Below are 17,469 nucleotides of genomic sequence, written 5' to 3'. Positions count from 1 at the left end.
GATGAAAAGGTTATCCGCACATAGGCCGGGATTGCTGGTCCTGATCCTGACGTTCGGGGTTTTCGGCATCATCAACACCGAGATGGGGGTGGTGGGAATTATTCCCCGGATTGCGGAAACGTTCGGAGTTACGGTTCCCGAGGCGGGCTGGACGGTAAGTGTATTCGCACTTATCGTCGCCCTCTCGGCCCCGGTGATGCCGCTGCTGTTTTCGGGCGTCAACCGCCGGACGGCGATGCTGCTGGCGCTGGGGCTTTTTACGGTCGGCAACATCGTTTCCGCGCTGACCGACGACTTCGCCGTGCTGCTCGTCGCCCGCGCTGTGCCCGCATTCCTTCACCCGGTCTATTTGTCGATGGCCTTTTCGGTCGCTGCGGCATCCGTACCCCAGGAGATGGCCCCGAAAGCGGTTTCGAAAGTATTCGTCGGCGTTTCGGCCGGCATGGTGCTGGGCGTTCCGGTCACCGGTTTTATCGCCGGACATACCTCCGTTTCCGTGGCGATGGCGTTTTTTGCGATCGTGAACGCATCGGTACTGATCGCAACGATCTTCTGCATACCGTCGCTGCCTGTTCAGCGAAAACTCTCCTACGGCGCACAGTTGGGGGTCCTGAGGAAAGCCGTAACGTGGCACTCCGTCATCGCCTTTACGTTTATAAACGGCGCGATGTTCGGTTTCTTCAGCTATATGTCCGATTTCCTGGATACGGTCACGGAACTGCCTTTCGATGCGGTCAGCGTCCTGCTGCTGGTTTACGGCGGGGCGAACATCGTCGGCAACGTCGTTGCCGGGCGGCTGCTCTTCAGGAACGCCCGTCGCTGCATGATCGTCGTGCCGTTCCTGCTATCGGCGGCCTACCTGCTGCTCTTCGCGACCGGTTCGCAAACCATCCCGGCGAGTGTGCTTATTTTGGTATTGGGTATTTTGGCGGGCATAGCCAGCAATACCGGGCAATACATGATCTCCGACGCCGCACCCGAGGCTCCCGATTTTGCCAACGGCCTGTTCCTCACCTCGGCCAACCTGGGCACGACGGTCGGCACGGCTGTCTGCGGGGTGTTTATCACAGGATTCGGCTCCCGGTATTCGCTGATGGGAGCCCTGCTGTTCCTGGCGGCAGGCATCGGGTTTGTCCTTGTACGGAACCACATTGTCAAACTTAAAAAAGTCCCGTTATGAAACGTATTCTCACAATAGCGATGGCTTTCATCGTTATGGCCGTATCGCCGGCATTCACGGCATGCAGCCCGGATGACACGGCCCCTGTTCCCGGCAATCAAACGCCCGGGCCGACACCTGATCCCGGGCCCGGCCCGTCGGCAGGCAACCGTTTGCGGATTGCCGTCGGGACGGTATCCTTTACGGCTACCTTGTCCGACAATGCCGCCTCCCGGGCATTCAGGGCGATGCTGCCGATGACCGTCCGGATGGGCGAACTGAACGGCAATGAAAAATACTATTATTTGCCGGACCGTTTGCAGACATCGGCGTCCAATCCCGGCACGATCCATACCGGCGATTTGATGCTTTACGGGTCCGACTGCCTGGTGTTGTTTTACAAAACGTTTGCGACCTCTTACAGTTACACCCGCCTCGGGCGTCTGGACGATACTTCCGGCCTTGAAGCCGCCCTCGGACGGAGTGAGGTGACGGTTTCATTCGAGCCGGCCGAATAATCCGCTCCCGGTTTTCCGTATGCCGCCGGGAAAGTGCGTTCATCCCGCGGTCCGGCTTGTTTATTCCGGTTAAATAGTCTACTTTTGCACGGATTTTAGCGGTCGATGCCTATGAATACCACTCCTGCCTCCGCGCAGCCACTTCGGATTACGGCAAGCCGGACGGTCTATCCGATCCTTTTGATGGTGTGCGCCACCCACCTGCTCAACGACATGATGCAGTCGGTCATCCCGGCGGTCTATCCGCTCCTCAAGGAGAAATTCGGGTTTACATTCGCCCAGATCGGTATCATCACGCTGGTCTTCCAGATGACTTCGTCGCTCCTGCAACCCGTTGCCGGGATGATGGCAGACCGCCATCCGCGGCCTTATTCGCTGGCCGTGGGCATGTGCTTCACGCTGGCCGGGCTGCTTGCTCTCTCCATCGCTCCGGGCTTTTCCCTCATTCTGGTGTCGGTGGGCCTGATCGGCTGCGGATCGTCGGTCTTCCATCCCGAGTCTTCGCGTGTGGCGCAGCTCGCTTCGGGAGGCCGCAAAGGGCTGGCGCAGTCGATCTTCCAGGTCGGAGGCAATGCCGGAAGCGCCATGGGGCCCCTGCTGGCCGCCTTGATCGTGATTCCTTTCGGACAGGCTTCGATCGGCTGGTTTGCATTGACCGCCCTGCTCGCCATTTTCATACTCATAAGAATCGGAAACTGGTATAAACGGCAACTGGCCGCCGCGGCCCGCAAATCCGCCGTAACGACGACGGTTGCTGCACACGGCCTCCCGAAACGGAAAGTCCGGGCGGCGCTCGTCATCCTGGGTGTGCTGGTATTCTCGAAATACTTCTACATCGCCTCCATGACCAACTATTTCACATTCTTTCTGATGGATAAGTTTTCGATGTCGGTGCAGGGGGCGCAATACTGTCTTTTTGCATTCCTGGCCGCTTCGGCAGCGGGGACGCTTATCGGCGGGCCGCTGGGCGACCGTATCGGACGCAAGTACGTCATCTGGGGATCGATTCTCGGCGCGGCGCCTTTCACGCTGCTGCTGCCCTATGCCGGGCTGAGCGCGACCATTGTGCTGGCGGTGATTATCGGCCTCGTCATTTCGTCGGCCTTCTCGGCCATCCTGGTCTATGCGACCGACCTGATGCCCGGAAAAGTCGGAATGATCGCCGGGGTATTCTTCGGACTGATGTTCGGACTGGGCGGCCTCGGCTCGGCCTTTTTCGGCTGGCTGGCCGACCGGACGAGTATCGAGTTTATTTTCCAGATCAGCACCCTGCTGCCTCTGTTGGGAATAATCACGGGCTTTTTGCCCAATATAGAGACCCGGTTATAACTTTTGTTTGGGCAAAAGGCGCTTCGTCAAGAAACGGCGCACCGGCTCGTCGTACAATTTCAGGCACAGATAAGCTAGGATCACCGACCCCGCGACGAGGGCCGCAGCACCGGGCAGCGACTGCTCGAAGGTGAGGTTTTCATTTTTAACCCAGGCATAGTAGAGGTAAATGAAAGGATAATGCACCATGTACAGCGGATAGGATATATCGCCCAGGAATTTACAAACCCGGGTGGTTATTTTATCCGTCGTCTTTCCCGATGCCCCGAGGTATACGAGCAGAGGAAAGAAGACAACGGCGCAGACCGTATCGTATAAACCGTTCATCCACAGATGTTCGCTCCCGCCGATGCGGGGAACCGACAACAGCGCAACGACAGCCAGACTGCAAATCCAGAACGCGCCTTTTATATGAATCGGCTTGAACACGCGGGACAGCAGCAGTCCCGCCGAGAAAGCGAACAGCAGGCGCAGGGAACCGCCCGTCATATTGACGCCGTCCATGGCGAATCCGACGCAGATATCGCCCAGAGGGCCCCAGATGGCGAACGCGGCCAATCCGCAGCCGGCAAGCAATACCAATACGGAAAGGGCCCTGGTCGGAAGTTTCCGGATAAAGAATGCATAGAGGATATTACCGATATACTCGAAAAACAGCGACCAGCTCGGACCGTTGAGCGGATACATCTCACCGAGGCCCCGGATTTCGGAACCGGGCGCAGCCGGGATCAGCAGCGCATTGAGCAGCGTCGCTACCAGCAGCATGGACATGGATACCGTCGAAACGTCCCAGACCGAACAACCCTGGAAGTAGAACATGACGGCTCCGATGACAGCCCCCATGACGACCATGGGATGCAGGCGGATAAAACGGCGCTTGAGAAATTCCGCTACCGTCATCTTTTTCCACCGGTCGTCGTAAGCATAACCGACGACGAAGCCGGAAAGGATAAAGAAAAAATCGACCGCCAGATAGCCGTGATTAATCCGCTGGTCGAGATGGCTGGTTGCGAAGGCTTCGAACAGGTGGAAACATACGACCGTAAGGGCGGCTATTCCCCGCAATCCGTCGAGAATGTTGTAATGGGGTTTGGTATCTGCAAATGCGGTCGCTGAGATATTCGACATCGGCCAGTAAGGTTGGGTTCTTAAAATACAGGTTGAAACAAATGCTTATCGGACAAAGATAACAAAATATCCTGTTTTTTGCGTTTCACACCATGCAGGAATCAGGGATTCACCTGCATCACCTGCTTCCAGTTCAGTTTCGCGGGATAGCCCCAGTCGGGTTTTTCGGGATCGCAGAAATCGCCTGCGGCCTTCATCCGGGCATAGAGCAGCCCGGTCAGTTCCTCGCGTTTCTCACGGTAGGCGGGGTCGTCGTAGCGGTTTTTTAGCTCCATCGGATCGGCCTTGAGGTCGAAAAGCTGCGGATGACGCTGCCCGTCGACATTGTAGAGGATGAGTTTGAAACCGTCCTTCTTGATGGCGCGCTGGAGGTTGATATACGTCAGCAGGATGTCTTCGCGTTTTTTCACCCCGGGATCACGCAGGGTCTCTTCCAGCGAAATGCCCTTCACGGTAGCCGGAACCCCGATGCCCGCAAGGTCGCAAAGCGTGGGGTAGAGGTCGTAGAGGTAACAATAGGCGTCGCGCACCGTATTCTGCGGAATGCCGGGCCCGCAGATCACCATCGGAACCCTCACCGCCGCCTCGTAGAGATTCTGCTTGCCCAGCAGGCCGTGCTCGCCGACGCATAAGCCGTTGTCCGACGTGAAAACGATAATCGTGTTATCGGCTTTGCCGCTCTTCTCCAGCGCATCGAGAAGCCGTCCGATCTGGAAATCGACTTCGCTGACCATCCCGTAGTAATTGGCTCTTTCGGCCAGCACCTGCTCCGGGACTCGCGGCGTGGGAAGCAGTTTCTCGTCGCGCTCGTTCAGGTCGCCGTTATCAAAGGGATGCTGTGCGACGAAGTTCGCAGGCATCCGCAATCCGGCGCCGTCGTACTTGCGGCCGTAGCCCGGCAGCACGTTGCGCGGATCGTGCGGCGAGGTGAATGCAACGTACATCAGAAACGGCGCGTCGTCCGAGGACGCAGTTTCCAGGAACCCGATGGCGGCATCGGCGTAAAGCTCCGACGAGAAGGTGTCGAGCGAAGCATCCACCCACACGCCGTTGGTATTGTCGTAGCGTCCCGCAGGATCGTATTGGTGGAGATAGGGACGCCTGTGGCCCAATTCGTTATTCCGCCCGTAGGGGTGCATTCCCCCGAAAAAGATGTTCGCACCCGTGGAGAACGAACGGTTGAACGAGGCGTTGTCGCTATGCCATTTCCCGGTCGCAAAGGTCGTATAACCGTTCTCGCGGAACAGTTCCGGGAAGGTTTTTTCCGTCTCGGGAATGAGGCCGCCGTTGCGGTGTACATCCATCAGGCCGCGGCCCGTGAGGAGCATCGCGCGGCTGGGCTGCGAAATGGCGCCGTTGAAACCGCCCATCACATGGGTCTGGGTGAACGACACGCCCCGCCGCACGAGCCGGTCCATGTTCGGGGTGTGAATATCGCTGTTGCCCCATGCCCGAATCGTACTGAACGTCTGATCGTCGGTCAGCAGGAAGAGTACATTGGGGCGCCCGGCCGTCCCGTTACCGTCTCTTTCCGGAGTCTCTTTCCCCGAAGCGTGAGCCCCGAACGACGGCGCGCCCAGAATCGCCGGAAGGCAGCACAATAAGGTTTTATTATTCATATTGCATTCATTTAAGTTGATGCAAATAACGTAATTCCGACCCGGAATCCGGGGCGACAACTATTCAAAAAACAACAGAAAATGGTCATGCCGTGCCGACGCAGCCTGAATTTGTCTTACCTTTGCCCGAAAAGAAAGAGTCTGAGAACTACATGGCGAAAATTCTGATTATCGACGACGAAGAACAGTTGCGCCGGCTGCTGGCGCGGATCATCGGACTGGAGGGTTACGACGTAGCCGAGGCTTCGGACTGCATTTCGGGACTAAAAAAACTCCGTCAGTACGATCCCGACGTAGTGCTGTGCGATGTCAAACTCCCCGACGGCAACGGCGTCGAGATGGTAGGCCGGATCAAGGAAGCCGCGCCCGCCGCCGAGGTGATTCTGCTGACAGCCTACGGCAATATCCCCGACGGGGTGCAGGCCATCAAGAACGGCGCGTTCGACTACATCACCAAAGGCGACGACAACAACAAGATACTGCCCCTGCTGAGCCGGGCGGCCGAAAAAGCCGAAATGCAGCGGCGGCTGGCCCGCATCGAAAACCAGCTCTCCGAGGAACACTCCTTCGACCGGATCGCCGGGGAATCGGCCCCCTTGCGCCGAGCCGTCGACCTGGCGCGTAAAGTCGCGGTCACGGACACCTCGGTATTACTCACGGGGGAAACGGGAACCGGCAAGGAGGTATTCGCACAGGCCATCCACCACGCCAGCCGCCGGGCAAAAGGGGCTTTCGTAGCGATCAACTGCTCGGCATTCTCGCGCGAACTGCTCGAAAGCGAACTGTTCGGCCACCGCGCCGGCAGTTTCACGGGAGCCGCCAAGGACAAGAAAGGACTTTTCGAGGAGGCCGACAAAGGCACGCTGTTCCTCGACGAGATCGGGGAGATGCCCGTCGAGCTGCAAGCCAAACTGCTCCGCGTGCTCGAAAGCGGCGAATTTATCAAAATCGGCGAAACGCGCCCCACACGGGTGGATCTGCGTCTGATCGCCGCCACCAACCGCGACCTCGAAAAAGAGATCGCCGCGGGAAACTTCCGCGAGGACCTCTATTTCCGCCTCTCGGTGTTCCACATCCACCTTCCCGCACTGCGCGAACGGCCCGGCGACATTGCCGGGTATATCCGCTTCTTCGCGGCGCAGTTCGCCGATAAAATGGGGCGCCGGATCGACTCCGTCGACGATGCTTATATCGCCGCCCTCGAACGCCACACATGGCACGGCAACGTCCGCGAACTGCGCAATGTCGTGGAACGCAGCATGATCATGGCCGACGGCAACCGGCTCACGGTCGACTGTCTTTCGCCCGAATTCCATACGGCGGGCGACTGCGCCGGTTCCGATTCGCTGGCGCTCGACGAACTCGAACGCCACCACATCCTCAAAGTCCTCGAACACACGAAAGGCAACAAGGCCGAAGCCGCCCGCCTGCTGGGCATCGGCATCGCTACGCTTTACCGCAAACTGGAGAGTTACGGGGTAAAATAATCTCCGCACCGTCTCATTCCGAGAGGGCCGCCTTATCATTTTGATAGGGCGGCCCTCTTTTCCGGCACGCATACCAAACCTATAAACAACACTTTATCAGCGAATTAAACCCGAAAACGACTTTCTGGCATCCCCTTCGTATGCTTATCGGCAACAAAACCCGACGGCAAAATGGCAATCGTTATCCTGATACTGATTTTCTGCGGCGCAATGCTGCTGTTAGACCTGATGCTGTGCGGGTTCGTAAAAAAAATGTCTAATTCAAAAAAGCGAAGAGATGAATGAAATCATGCTGTTCCTGCTGCTCTGCACGCTCGGCGTGCTGTGCTACGGATTTTATTTTAAATGTGTGGACTGGTTCGAAAAAATTTAACGCCTTATGTTTACAAGCCTCCTTATCCTGAGCATCCTCGGATTCGTCTATCTGATGTACGTGCTCATCAAACCCGAGAAATTCTGATTGTCTGACTTATTAACCCCGCAATAAATGAATACGGAACTATACGGTGTAATCCTGCAATGGACCCTTCTGGTGGCGCTGAGCTACCCGCTGGGGCGTTATATTGCCAAAGTATACCGGGGCGAACGCACCTGGCTCGACTTCATGGCCCCCGTCGAACGGGCCCTCTACCGTTTCTGCGGCATCGACCCCGCCGCAGAGATGAACTGGAAACAATTCCTCAAGGCGCTGCTGACAGTCAACCTCTTCTGGTTCTTCTGGGGGATGCTGCTGCTGGTCCTCCAGGGCTGGCTGCCGCTCAACCCCGACGCCAACCCCGGACAGTCGCCCGACCTGGCGTTCAACAGTTGCATCTCGTTTATGGTCAACTGCAACCTCCAGCATTACAGCGGTGAAACGGGCCTGAGCTACTTCACGCAACTGTTCGTCATCATGCTCTTCCAGTTCGTCACTGCCGCCTGCGGCATGGCGGCCATGGCCGGAATGATGAAAGCGCTGGCCGGCAAAACCACCAAAACCATCGGCAACTTCTGGGTGCTGCTCACCCGCAGCGTAACGCGCATTCTGATGCCGCTGTCGCTCGTCGTCGGCGTCCTGCTCATCGTCAACGGCACACCGATGTCTTTCGACGGCAAACAGTCGCTCACGACGCTCGAAGGCGCCGAACAAGTCATCTCGCAAGGTCCTACGGCGGCCATCGTACCCATCAAGCAACTGGGAACCAACGGCGGCGGCTACTTCGGCACGAACTCGGCGCACCCGCTCGAAAACCCCAATGCCTTCACCAACATCCTCGAATGCTGGTCGATCCTGATCCTGCCCATGGCGATGGTTTTCGCCTTCGGGTTCTTCGTCCGCCGCCGCAAACTCGCAGCCTGGATCTTCGGGGTGATGCTCTTCGCCTATACCGCGGGCGTGGTCTTCTCCGTCTGGCAGGAGACAAGCGGCAGCATGCAGATCGACAAGATGGGTATTGCACAGGAAACAGGCTCGATGGAAGGCAAGGAGATCCGCATCGGCTCTGCCGCCTCGGCCATGTGGGGTATGACGACGACCGTCACGTCGAACGGTTCGGTCAACTCGATGCACGACTCGCAGACCCCCTTGAGCGGCATGATGCAGATGCTCAACATGCAGATCAACTGCTGGTTCGGCGGCGTCGGAGTAGGGTGGATGAACTATTTCGCATTCCTCATCATCGCAGTCTTCATCAGCGGCCTGATGGTCGGCCGTACGCCCGAATTCCTCGGCCGGAAGGTCGAGGCCCGGGAAATGAAAATCGCCACGCTGGTCGTGCTGATGCATCCCTTCCTGATCCTCGTCGGCACGGGCATTTCGGCAGCCGTCGCCGCCGCCAATCCCGAAATAGGGTGGCTCAACAACCCTTCGTTCCACGGCCTGAGCGAAATGCTCTACGAATACACCTCCTCGGCAGCCAACAACGGCTCGGGCTTCGAAGGGCTCGCCGACAACACGCCGTTCTGGAACATCTCGACGGGCATCGCACTGATCATGGGCCGCTATTTCCCGATCGTGGGACAAATCGCCATCGCAGGACTCCTCGCCTCGAAGAAGTATATCCCCCAGAGCGCCGGAACACTCAAGACCGACACGGGAACCTTCTCGCTGATGACCTTCGCCGTCATCATCATCGTCGCGGCCCTTTCGTTCTTCCCCGCGCTGGCGCTGGGACCCATCGCCGATTACCTGACTTTCTAAATCGTTATTTCCATGAAACAAAATCGCAATAATTCACTGTTCGACCGCACGTTACTGCGTCAGAGCCTGCGTGCTTCGTTCACGAAACTCGACCCGCGCACGATGGTCAAAAACCCGATCATGTTCACCGTCGAAGCCGTCACCTTCGCCATGCTGCTGCTGATCGTCTGGATCGCCGTGACGGGCAACACGTCACAGGGTTCGCTGCTCTACAACCTCGTGATTTTCGCCGTGCTCCTGCTCACGGTGCTGTTCGCCAACTTCGCCGAAGCCATCGCCGAAGCGCGCGGCAAGGCACAGGCCGACAGCCTGCGCAAAACCCGCGAAGAGACCCCCGCCAAACGCATCGATCCCGACGGACAATCGCACATCGTGAGCAGTTCGGCGCTCCGCCAGGGCGATGTTTTCGAATGCGTCGCCGGCGACACGGTAGCTGCCGACGGCGAAATCGTCGAGGGACTGGCTTCGATAGACGAAAGTGCCATCACGGGCGAGTCCGCCCCGGTGATCCGCGAAGCGGGCGGTGACAAAAGTTCCGTCACGGGCGGCACGAAGGTGCTTTCCGACCGTATCCTGGTGAAAGTCACGGCCAAACCCGGCGAGAGTTTCCTCGACAGGATGATCGCCCTCGTCGAAGGCTCCTCGCGCCAGAAAACGCCGAATGAAATCGCCCTGACAATCCTGCTGGCAGGGTTCACGCTCGTTTTCGTCATCGTCTGCGCCTCGCTCAAACCCTTCGCCGACTACGTCGGTGCGAACATCACCGTCGCGGCGTTCATCTCGTTGTTCGTCTGCCTGATCCCGACGACCATCGGCGGCCTTTTGTCGGCCATCGGCATCGCCGGCATGGACCGCGCGCTGCGGGCCAATGTCATCACCAAGTCGGGCAAGGCCGTCGAAACCGCGGGCGACATCGACACGCTGCTGCTCGACAAGACGGGCACGATCACTATCGGCAACCGCAAAGCCACGCGCTTTTACCCGGCCGAAGGCGTCGACCCCAAGGCTTTCGTCCGCATGTGCGTACTCTCGTCGGTCGCCGACCCGACGCCCGAAGGCAAGTCTGTCGTCGAACTGGGCGCGGCCGAAGGCGTCCGCGTCGACCCGATGACGATGGTCGGCGTACGAATGGTGAAATTCACCGCCGAGACCAAATGTTCGGGTGTCGACATGCCCGACGGCCGCCGCATCCGCAAGGGAGCCGCCGAGGCGATTCTCCGCATTGCCGCCGAACATGAAAACCCCTGCCCGGCCGGCATCGAAGCCTCGGCCCGTACGATTTCCGAGAACGGCGGCACGCCGCTCGTAGTCTGCGAAAACGAGTGCATCACAGGTGTCATCGAGTTACAGGACATCATCAAAACCGGTATCCGCGAACGCTTCGAGCGCCTGCGCCGGATGGGCGTCAAAACCGTGATGGTCACGGGCGACAATCCGCTGACGGCGAAATATATCGCCGAAAAGGCCGGTGTCGACGACTTCATCGCCGAAGCCCGGCCCGAGGACAAACTCGAATACATCCGCCGCGAACAGCAGGCCGGCAAACTGGTGGCCATGATGGGCGACGGCACGAACGACGCCCCGGCGCTGGCGCAGGCCGACGTAGGCGTCGCAATGAACAGCGGCACACAGGCCGCCAAGGAGGCGGGCAACATGGTCGACCTGGATAACGACCCCACCAAACTGATCGAGATCGTCGAGATCGGCAAGCAGCTCCTGATGACGCGCGGCACGCTCACGACCTTCTCCATCGCCAACGACGTAGCCAAGTATTTCGCCATCGTCCCGGCGCTGTTCATCGCTTCGATTCCGTCGTTGCAAGCCCTGAACGTCATGCACCTGCATTCGCCCGAAAGCGCCATCCTCTCGGCGGTGATCTTCAACGCCCTGATCATCCCGCTGCTTATTCCGCTGGCCCTGCGCGGCGTGACGTACAAACCGATCGGAGCTTCGGCGCTGCTGCGCCGCAACCTCTTTATCTACGGCCTGGGCGGCATGATCGTACCGTTCATAGGCATCAAACTGATAGACATGTTAATAAGCGTATTTTTCTAAAGCATTGCTTCAACTATGAAAAACCTCTGGATTTCACTCAAAATAACGCTGGCCATGTGCCTGCTGCTCGGCGTGGGCTATGTGCTCGTATTGCGCGGCGTATCGGCCGTCGCAGGCCCCAACGGCGGCGAGGCCGAAACAGTCATGCTCGACGGACGAATCGTCGGCGCGGCGAACGTCGGGCAGGCATTCGCCGACAACACCCATTTCTGGAGCCGTCCTTCGGCCGTCGACTACAACGGCGGCGGATCGGGCGGCAGCAACAAGGCTACCACCAACCCCGAATACCTTGCCCAAGTCGAACAGCGCGTACAAGATTTCCTCGCTGCGCATCCTTACCTCACCCGTGCCGAGGTTCCCGCAGAGATGGTAACAGCAAGCGGGTCGGGACTCGATCCCGACATCTCGCCCCGCGGTGCACAGGTACAGGTGCAGCGCGTGGCCCGGGCCCGCGGACTGGACGCCGCAACCGTACAGCGCCTGGTCGACTCGCTGACCCGAAAACCGTGGCTGGGGCTCTTCGGCACGGAGAAAGTCAATGTGCTCCGCCTGAACGTCGCATTGGAAGAACTGAACAATAACAAACTGTAAACCATGAAATTATACAAAACGATGAAACGCTGGCTATTTATTTTGACGGCTGCCCTGGCGGTCTTCCAGACAACCGACCTCTGCGCCCAGGAGCGCGGCGTACGCTTCTCGGGCGGCACGGACGTAGTGAGCGCCTACATCTGGCGCGGGGTCTGGGAAAGCGGTTCGGCCTTACAACCCACGCTGACGATGACCGCCGGAAACTTCTCGGCGACAGCCTGGGGTTCGGTAGACTTCGCCGCAACCTCCTACAAAGAGATGGACCTCACACTGGCCTACACGCTCGGTCCCGTAACCTTCTCGCTGGCCGACCTTTACTGGGAAGGCGGAGCCGCCGACCGCGGCACGGTCAGCCGCAACTACTTCCGCTTCGGAAACGATTCGCCCCACCGCGTCGAGGCAGGCATCGCATGGCGTATCGACGAGAAAATCCCCGTCACGCTGGCCTGGAACACCGTACTGTTCGGTCCCGCCGACGTGAATGCAACCGGGGAGCGGGCCTACGCCACCTACGCCGAAGTTTCGTATCCCTTCGCTGTCAAGGACGTGGAAATGAAGGCCGGGGTGGGCATCGTGCCGTGGAACGCCCTCGGAACCTACGGCATCGACCGCGATTTCTACGTGCAGAACGTCTTTCTGAATGTCGGAAAGAGCTGGACCGTGTTCCAATCGCTGCAACTGGGCGTCTTCACCTCGCTGAGCTGGAATCCCGCAGCGGAAGATGTCAATTTCGTGGGCGGATTCTCATTGAGGATGTAACGATGGAAAAAGAAGACAGCGTCCAGCGGTTCCTGGAACTGATCCGGCGTTCGCACCGCGGGAAGTTCAAGGTCTACATCGGCATGAGCGCCGGCGTAGGCAAGACCTACCGCATGCTGCAGGAGGCCCGTCAACTGCACGATGCAGGCGTCGATGTCTGCATCGGCTACGTCGAAACGCACGGCCGCACCGAAACGGAAGCCCTCGTCGAAGGACTTCCGCTCGTGCCGCGCCGCAGGCTCTTCTACAAGGGCAAGGAACTGGAGGAGATGGACACGCAGGCCATCGTCAACCTGCACCCCGAGATCGTCGTCGTGGACGAACTGGCCCACACCAACATCGAAGGCAGCGGCAACCCCAAGCGCTGGCAGGACGTGATGCAAATTCTCAACGCGGGAATCAGCGTCATCTCCGCCGTCAACATCCAGCACATCGAGGGACTGAACGAGTCCGTCGAGGAGATCACGGGCGTCGAAATCCGCGAGCGGGTTCCCGACAGCGTGCTGGCCATGGCCGACGAGGTGGTGAATATCGACCTCACGGCCGACGAACTGATCGAACGCCTGAAAGCCGGAAAAATCTACCGTCCCGACAAGATCGCCGCGGCGCTCGGCAACTTCTTCACGCAGGACAACCTGCTGCAACTGCGCGAACTGGCGCTCAAGGAGGTAGCGCTGCGCGTGGAAAAGAAGGTAGACAGTGAAGTGACCGGTTCCGAGGTGTTCCGGCGCGACAAACTGCTGGCGGTGATCGACTCCTCCGAAAAGCGCGCCCGCCGCATCATCCGCAAGACGGCACGCATGGCCACGCATCTGAACGCCGCATTCACGGTACTCTACGTGCAGGGCGACCACGAAGCTGACGACCGTATTCCGCTCGCCCGGCAGCGCTACCTGATCAACAACCTGAACCTCGCCACGGAACTCGGCGGCGAGGCGCGCCGGATACGCTCCAATTCCCCGGTGGAGAGCATCGTAGGATTGTGCCGGGAACAAAAAATAAACATCGTCTGCGTCGGGCGTCCCGAATTTTCATTACTTTCGCTGCTGAAAAGTACAATCTACCTGCGGCGGCTGACCGGACTGCTGTCGCGCATGAACATCGACCTTTTTATCTTTTCATAAGCCATGAGAATACAAAGGAGAATCACCCTGGGCATCGGTATCCTCTTCGCCATGATCCTGCTGCTGGGCATCCAGTCGGTCAGTTACGTCCGCCAGCTCTCGCGGGCAACCGGAACCATTCTCGCCGACAACTACAATTCGCTACAATACGCCGGGGACATGCTGCGGTCGCTCAACGACATCGGCGCCGACTCCGTGTCGCGGCACGCCCTGCGCCAGAGCCTCGCGCTCCAGCAGGAGAACATCACCGAAATCAGCGAGAAAGAGACCACTGCGGCGCTCGAACGGCATGTCGCCTCGCTGAGCGATCCCGTCACCGAGGCCGAAATACGTACCGTGCGCCAGGACCTGTTCCGGATTATGGAACTGAACATGGCAGCTATCCGCGCCAAAAGCGCCGGGGTAGAGCAGCGCGCCGATTACGTAATGTGGTGGCTGATCGCCGCCGCAGCCCTTTGCGCCCTGATCGCCGGGGGCTTTCTGGTCTGGTTTCCGCAACTGGTGCTGCGTCCGATCGACGCCCTGAAAAAGGGTATCACCGAGATTGCCAACCACAACTACCGGCAGCGGCTCGATTTCTCGGGCAACCGCGAATTCGAATCGGTAGCCGAGTCGTTCAACAACATGGCCGCCAAACTCGACGAATACCGCCGCAGTTCGCTCGACGACCTGATGACGGCAAAAAAACGCATCGAAGCGATCGTGAATACCCTCCACGAGCCGATCGTAGGGCTGGGTCCCGACCGTAAAATCCTCTTCATGAACCGCGAGGCGCTCTCGGTGCTGAACCTCCGGGAAGACGCCGTCGGGCGCAACGCTACCGAAGTAGCCCTCTCGAACGACCTGCTGCGGCGACTGATCCGCGGACTTTACGACGAGGCGAAGAAAGCCGTCGACGAGCCGCTGAAAATCTATGCCGACAACAAGGAGAGCTATTTCCAGGTGGAAAACACGCCGCTCTACATCACGCCCGTGGGCGGGCGCGATCAGCAGTTCGTCGGCAACCTGATCATCCTGAACAACATCACCAAATTCAAGGAACTGGATTCGGCCAAGACCAACTTCATTTCGACGGTTTCGCATGAAATGAAAACCCCGATCTCGTCGATCCTGATGAGCCTGCAACTGCTCGGCGACAACCGCCTGGGAGAACTTAACGGCGAACAGAAGCAACTCGTCACCAGCATCAAAGAGAGCAGCGACCGCCTGCTTTCGATCACGGGCGAACTGCTGAACATGACCCAGATCGAAACCGGCAAACTTAAACTGATACCTAAAGTAACCAAGCCTATCGAGCTAATAGACTATGCAGTAAAGGCCACGCAGGTGCTCGCCGAACGGTTCTGCTGTTTCGTCGAAGTCGATTATCCCGAGAAAATTGCAAAACTATTCGTCGACAACGAAAAGATCGCCTGGGTCATCACCAACCTGCTGTCGAACGCCATCCACCATTCGCCCGAACGGTCGCGCATCATCATCGGGGCCGTACAACGCGAAAAGGCCGTCGAAATCTACGTCCAGGACTTCGGCCGCGGCATCGACCCGCGCTACCACAAGAGCATTTTCGAACGCTATTTCCGTGTTCCGGGAACCAAGGTGCAGGGCAGCGGGTTAGGATTGGCCATCTCGAAGGAGTTCGTCGAAGCGCATGGAGGTTCGATCTCGGTCGAAAGCGAAATCGGCCGCGGCAGCCGCTTCTCGATCCTGCTGCCGGCATAAAGCCGTTTCCCGGACAAAGAATACCGCCAGTCGTTTCCGGCTTCCTGGCCCGGCGTTCGCCAATGCCCAAAGGCGCGCGGCCGGGCTTGGCGGTCCTCCCCGGAAAGAGCGGCTATTCGTCCTCCGCGAGGGTTTCTTTCAGTTGTCGCAGGCGCTGCATCTCCAGCCAGCCCTTTTCGGTCGAGGAGCCGCGCAGGAACATGAACAGCGCCTTGCCGGCGGCGTCCCGGCCGGCTGTCATTCCCGGCCAAAACAACTCCCCGAACATGTCGAAATACTCCGTTCCGAGCAGATATCCCTGCCGTACGCCGTCGTCGAAAAGGTCGCGCAGCCGCTCCTGCAACGTGTGCCGTTCGTAGCCGATCACGTCGACCACCGCCGGGTAATATTCCGCATCGTCGATAAACAGGTCACTCACCTTTCCGAAGGTGTCGTAGATTCCCGCCGCCAGGCGGACGAACGCCTCGAGGGGCGTTGCTGCCGTACGGCAGGCCGCATCCATCCGTTCGTTCAACAGCGACAGCGCCCGCTCGACACTCTGTGTCACGAGGTCCTGCTTGTTTGCGAAACATGCGTCCAGCTCCTGCTTCGTGATTCCGATCTTCCCGGCAAGCGTACGCATGCGCAAATCCTGAATGCCTTCGCGGATAAAAATCCGGTAGGCAGCGTCCAACATCTGATTCCGTTCCATAGTCTTTTATGCTTGTTTTTTGTAACTCAATGCCGCCCAACTGTTGAACAGGAGGGCAAAAACAGCCAACGACGCATAGTTGACCCACAGTTCGCCGATCGTCGTGCCTTTGAGGTAAACCGAACGCATCACCTCGACGAAATAGCTCGGCGGCAGCATGCGGGTGATCCACTGCGCCCACACGGGCATCGACTCGACCGGAGTGACCAGGCCGCTCATCAGCACGAAAATCATCACGAAGAAAAACATCACGAACATCGTCTGCTGCATGTTCGAAGAGCCGTTGGCGATCCCGACGCCGAGGCCCGACATTGTGAAAATGAAGAGTCCGGCCGCAAGGAACAGCGCCCCGATGCTGCCGGCCGGGATCAGCCCGTAAACGATCCAGGCCACCAGCATCACCGCCGCCAGCACGGCCAGGCCGATGATCCAGAACGGGATCAACTTGGCGAGCGTGAAGGTCAGTGCGCTGACGGGCGTAACGTTGATCTGCTCGATGGTTCCCGTCTCCTTCTCGCCCACGAGGTTCAGGGCCGGAAGAAATCCGCAGAGCATCACCAGCAGCATGATCATCAGTGCAGGAATCATGTAATGACGGTATTCGAGCGTAGGGTTGTAGCGGTTCTGCACCGTAATCAGATCCGGCGACGCCGGCGCGCCCCGCTCGCCGCTCAGCTCGGCGACGGTCTGCGTCACCACGGCCATAAGATACTGCCCGCCGAGACTGCCTTTGACGGCATTCACGCCGTTCGCCGCGATGGCGACCCGCTCGGGACGCCCGAGGGTAAGTCCGCGCTCGAAATCGCGGGGAATCTCCAGGATAACGTCCGAAGCCCCCGCGTCGAGGTTTTCGAGCGACGCAACATAATCGGCCGTAATCTCCTGCAGAGAGAAGTAATCCGAAGCGGCGATCTTCTGCACGATCCGCCGCGAAGCGTCCGAACGGTCGTGGTCGACCACCGCGACATTGATATGGCGCACGTCCATCGTCGTCACCCACGGCATCACGAACATGATCATCAAGGGAAATATCACGACCATTCGCGGCAGGAACGGGTTCCGGAAAAACTGCCGGAACTCCTTATCGAGCAAAACTAACAGCGTACGCATC

The 17,469-nt window shown here is 58.8% G+C and carries 15 protein-coding genes; 11 read left to right on the top strand and 4 right to left on the bottom strand.

Features of this window, described 5'->3' with window-relative positions; genetic code table 11:
• The first annotated feature begins 1 nt into the window (after window position 1).
• The 3 genes from I2E69_RS07115 (at window position 2) to I2E69_RS07105 (ending at window position 3,006) form a co-directional block, all read left to right on the top strand.
• Window positions 2–1,180 carry an MFS transporter gene (locus tag I2E69_RS07115; RefSeq protein ID WP_195460324.1) on the top strand — a complete coding sequence of 393 codons (1,179 nt, stop codon included), beginning with the start codon at window positions 2–4 and terminating at the stop codon, window positions 1,178–1,180.
• The gene (locus tag I2E69_RS07110) at window positions 1,177–1,677 is read left to right on the top strand and encodes a cyclophilin-like fold protein (RefSeq protein ID WP_195460322.1); all 501 of its coding nucleotides are present in this window, start codon (window positions 1,177–1,179) and stop codon (window positions 1,675–1,677) included. Before I2E69_RS07115 ends, I2E69_RS07110 begins: the two co-directional genes overlap by 4 nt.
• A gap of 111 nt (window positions 1,678–1,788) precedes the next feature.
• The gene (locus I2E69_RS07105; protein WP_229095414.1) at window positions 1,789–3,006 is read left to right on the top strand and encodes an MFS transporter; all 1,218 of its coding nucleotides are present in this window, start codon (window positions 1,789–1,791) and stop codon (window positions 3,004–3,006) included.
• Here I2E69_RS07105 and I2E69_RS07100 read toward each other — a convergent pair.
• A complete protein-coding gene (locus I2E69_RS07100) occupies window positions 3,001–4,134 on the bottom strand; it encodes an acyltransferase family protein (RefSeq protein ID WP_195460318.1) in 1,134 nt (377 codons plus the stop codon). The two genes, I2E69_RS07105 and I2E69_RS07100, sit on opposite strands and share 6 nt — an antisense overlap.
• Window positions 4,135–4,235: 101 nt before the next feature.
• Window positions 4,236–5,753 (bottom strand): sulfatase-like hydrolase/transferase, encoded by a 1,518-nt coding sequence (locus tag I2E69_RS07095; RefSeq protein WP_195460316.1) that lies wholly within the window; start codon window positions 5,751–5,753, stop codon window positions 4,236–4,238.
• A gap of 152 nt (window positions 5,754–5,905) precedes the next feature.
• Here I2E69_RS07095 and I2E69_RS07090 point away from each other — a divergent pair, with 152 nt between their 5' ends.
• From I2E69_RS07090 to I2E69_RS07055, 8 genes are all read left to right on the top strand, one after another.
• Window positions 5,906–7,240, top strand: a complete 1,335-nt coding sequence (locus I2E69_RS07090; RefSeq protein ID WP_195460314.1) for a sigma-54-dependent transcriptional regulator — start codon at window positions 5,906–5,908, stop codon at window positions 7,238–7,240.
• Between the two features lie 379 nt (window positions 7,241–7,619).
• Window positions 7,620–7,700, top strand: coding sequence for a K(+)-transporting ATPase subunit F (gene kdpF, locus I2E69_RS07085; protein ID WP_195460920.1), 81 nt, complete (start codon window positions 7,620–7,622; stop codon window positions 7,698–7,700).
• A 27-nt stretch (window positions 7,701–7,727) separates the two neighbouring features.
• A complete protein-coding gene (gene kdpA, locus I2E69_RS07080) occupies window positions 7,728–9,419 on the top strand; it encodes a potassium-transporting ATPase subunit KdpA (protein ID WP_195460312.1) in 1,692 nt (563 codons plus the stop codon).
• Window positions 9,420–9,431: 12 nt separating this feature from the next.
• The gene (gene kdpB / locus I2E69_RS07075; RefSeq protein ID WP_195460310.1) at window positions 9,432–11,474 is read left to right on the top strand and encodes a potassium-transporting ATPase subunit KdpB; all 2,043 of its coding nucleotides are present in this window, start codon (window positions 9,432–9,434) and stop codon (window positions 11,472–11,474) included.
• A 15-nt stretch (window positions 11,475–11,489) separates the two neighbouring features.
• A complete protein-coding gene (gene kdpC / locus I2E69_RS07070; RefSeq protein ID WP_195460308.1) occupies window positions 11,490–12,065 on the top strand; it encodes a potassium-transporting ATPase subunit KdpC in 576 nt (191 codons plus the stop codon).
• A 3-nt stretch (window positions 12,066–12,068) separates the two neighbouring features.
• The gene (locus tag I2E69_RS07065) at window positions 12,069–12,824 is read left to right on the top strand and encodes a hypothetical protein (RefSeq protein ID WP_195460306.1); all 756 of its coding nucleotides are present in this window, start codon (window positions 12,069–12,071) and stop codon (window positions 12,822–12,824) included.
• Window positions 12,825–12,826: 2 nt separating this feature from the next.
• A complete protein-coding gene (locus I2E69_RS07060) occupies window positions 12,827–13,948 on the top strand; it encodes a sensor protein KdpD (RefSeq protein ID WP_195460304.1) in 1,122 nt (373 codons plus the stop codon).
• Between the two features lie 3 nt (window positions 13,949–13,951).
• On the top strand, window positions 13,952–15,667 hold the full coding sequence (locus tag I2E69_RS07055) for an ATP-binding protein (RefSeq protein WP_195460302.1): 1,716 nt from the start codon (window positions 13,952–13,954) through the stop codon (window positions 15,665–15,667).
• Window positions 15,668–15,779: 112 nt separating this feature from the next.
• Here the strand turns inward: I2E69_RS07055 and I2E69_RS07050 are convergent, their stop codons facing one another.
• A complete protein-coding gene (locus I2E69_RS07050) occupies window positions 15,780–16,358 on the bottom strand; it encodes a TetR/AcrR family transcriptional regulator (protein ID WP_195460300.1) in 579 nt (192 codons plus the stop codon).
• A gap of 6 nt (window positions 16,359–16,364) precedes the next feature.
• A complete protein-coding gene (locus I2E69_RS07045; RefSeq protein WP_195460298.1) occupies window positions 16,365–17,468 on the bottom strand; it encodes an ABC transporter permease in 1,104 nt (367 codons plus the stop codon).
• Window position 17,469 lies beyond the last annotated feature (1 nt).

This window comes from Alistipes sp. D31t1_170403_E11 (assembly GCF_015553985.1).
GTDB classification, from domain to species: Bacteria; Bacteroidota; Bacteroidia; order Bacteroidales; family Rikenellaceae; genus Alistipes; species Alistipes montrealensis.
The sequence above is the reverse complement of the archived record's forward strand: the minus strand, read 5'-3'. Positions and strand labels throughout refer to the sequence as shown.

Excerpts from the sequence above, each read along its gene's own strand:
- I2E69_RS07060 (WP_195460304.1), top strand. The coding sequence starts at position 12,827 with ATGGAAAAAGAAGACAGCGTCCAGCGGTTCCTGGAACTGATCCGGCGT.
- I2E69_RS07045 (WP_195460298.1), bottom strand. The coding sequence starts at position 17,468 with ATGCGTACGCTGTTAGTTTTGCTCGATAAGGAGTTCCGGCAGTTTTTC.
- I2E69_RS07100 (WP_195460318.1), bottom strand. The coding sequence starts at position 4,134 with ATGTCGAATATCTCAGCGACCGCATTTGCAGATACCAAACCCCATTAC.
- I2E69_RS07115 (WP_195460324.1), top strand. The coding sequence starts at position 2 with ATGAAAAGGTTATCCGCACATAGGCCGGGATTGCTGGTCCTGATCCTG.
- I2E69_RS07090 (WP_195460314.1), top strand. The coding sequence starts at position 5,906 with ATGGCGAAAATTCTGATTATCGACGACGAAGAACAGTTGCGCCGGCTG.
- kdpA (WP_195460312.1), top strand. The coding sequence starts at position 7,728 with ATGAATACGGAACTATACGGTGTAATCCTGCAATGGACCCTTCTGGTG.
- I2E69_RS07110 (WP_195460322.1), top strand. The coding sequence starts at position 1,177 with ATGAAACGTATTCTCACAATAGCGATGGCTTTCATCGTTATGGCCGTA.
- I2E69_RS07105 (WP_229095414.1), top strand. The coding sequence starts at position 1,789 with ATGAATACCACTCCTGCCTCCGCGCAGCCACTTCGGATTACGGCAAGC.
- kdpF (WP_195460920.1), top strand. The coding sequence starts at position 7,620 with ATGTTTACAAGCCTCCTTATCCTGAGCATCCTCGGATTCGTCTATCTG.
- I2E69_RS07065 (WP_195460306.1), top strand. The coding sequence starts at position 12,069 with ATGAAATTATACAAAACGATGAAACGCTGGCTATTTATTTTGACGGCT.
- I2E69_RS07095 (WP_195460316.1), bottom strand. The coding sequence starts at position 5,753 with ATGAATAATAAAACCTTATTGTGCTGCCTTCCGGCGATTCTGGGCGCG.
- I2E69_RS07050 (WP_195460300.1), bottom strand. The coding sequence starts at position 16,358 with ATGGAACGGAATCAGATGTTGGACGCTGCCTACCGGATTTTTATCCGC.
- kdpC (WP_195460308.1), top strand. The coding sequence starts at position 11,490 with ATGAAAAACCTCTGGATTTCACTCAAAATAACGCTGGCCATGTGCCTG.
- I2E69_RS07055 (WP_195460302.1), top strand. The coding sequence starts at position 13,952 with ATGAGAATACAAAGGAGAATCACCCTGGGCATCGGTATCCTCTTCGCC.
- kdpB (WP_195460310.1), top strand. The coding sequence starts at position 9,432 with ATGAAACAAAATCGCAATAATTCACTGTTCGACCGCACGTTACTGCGT.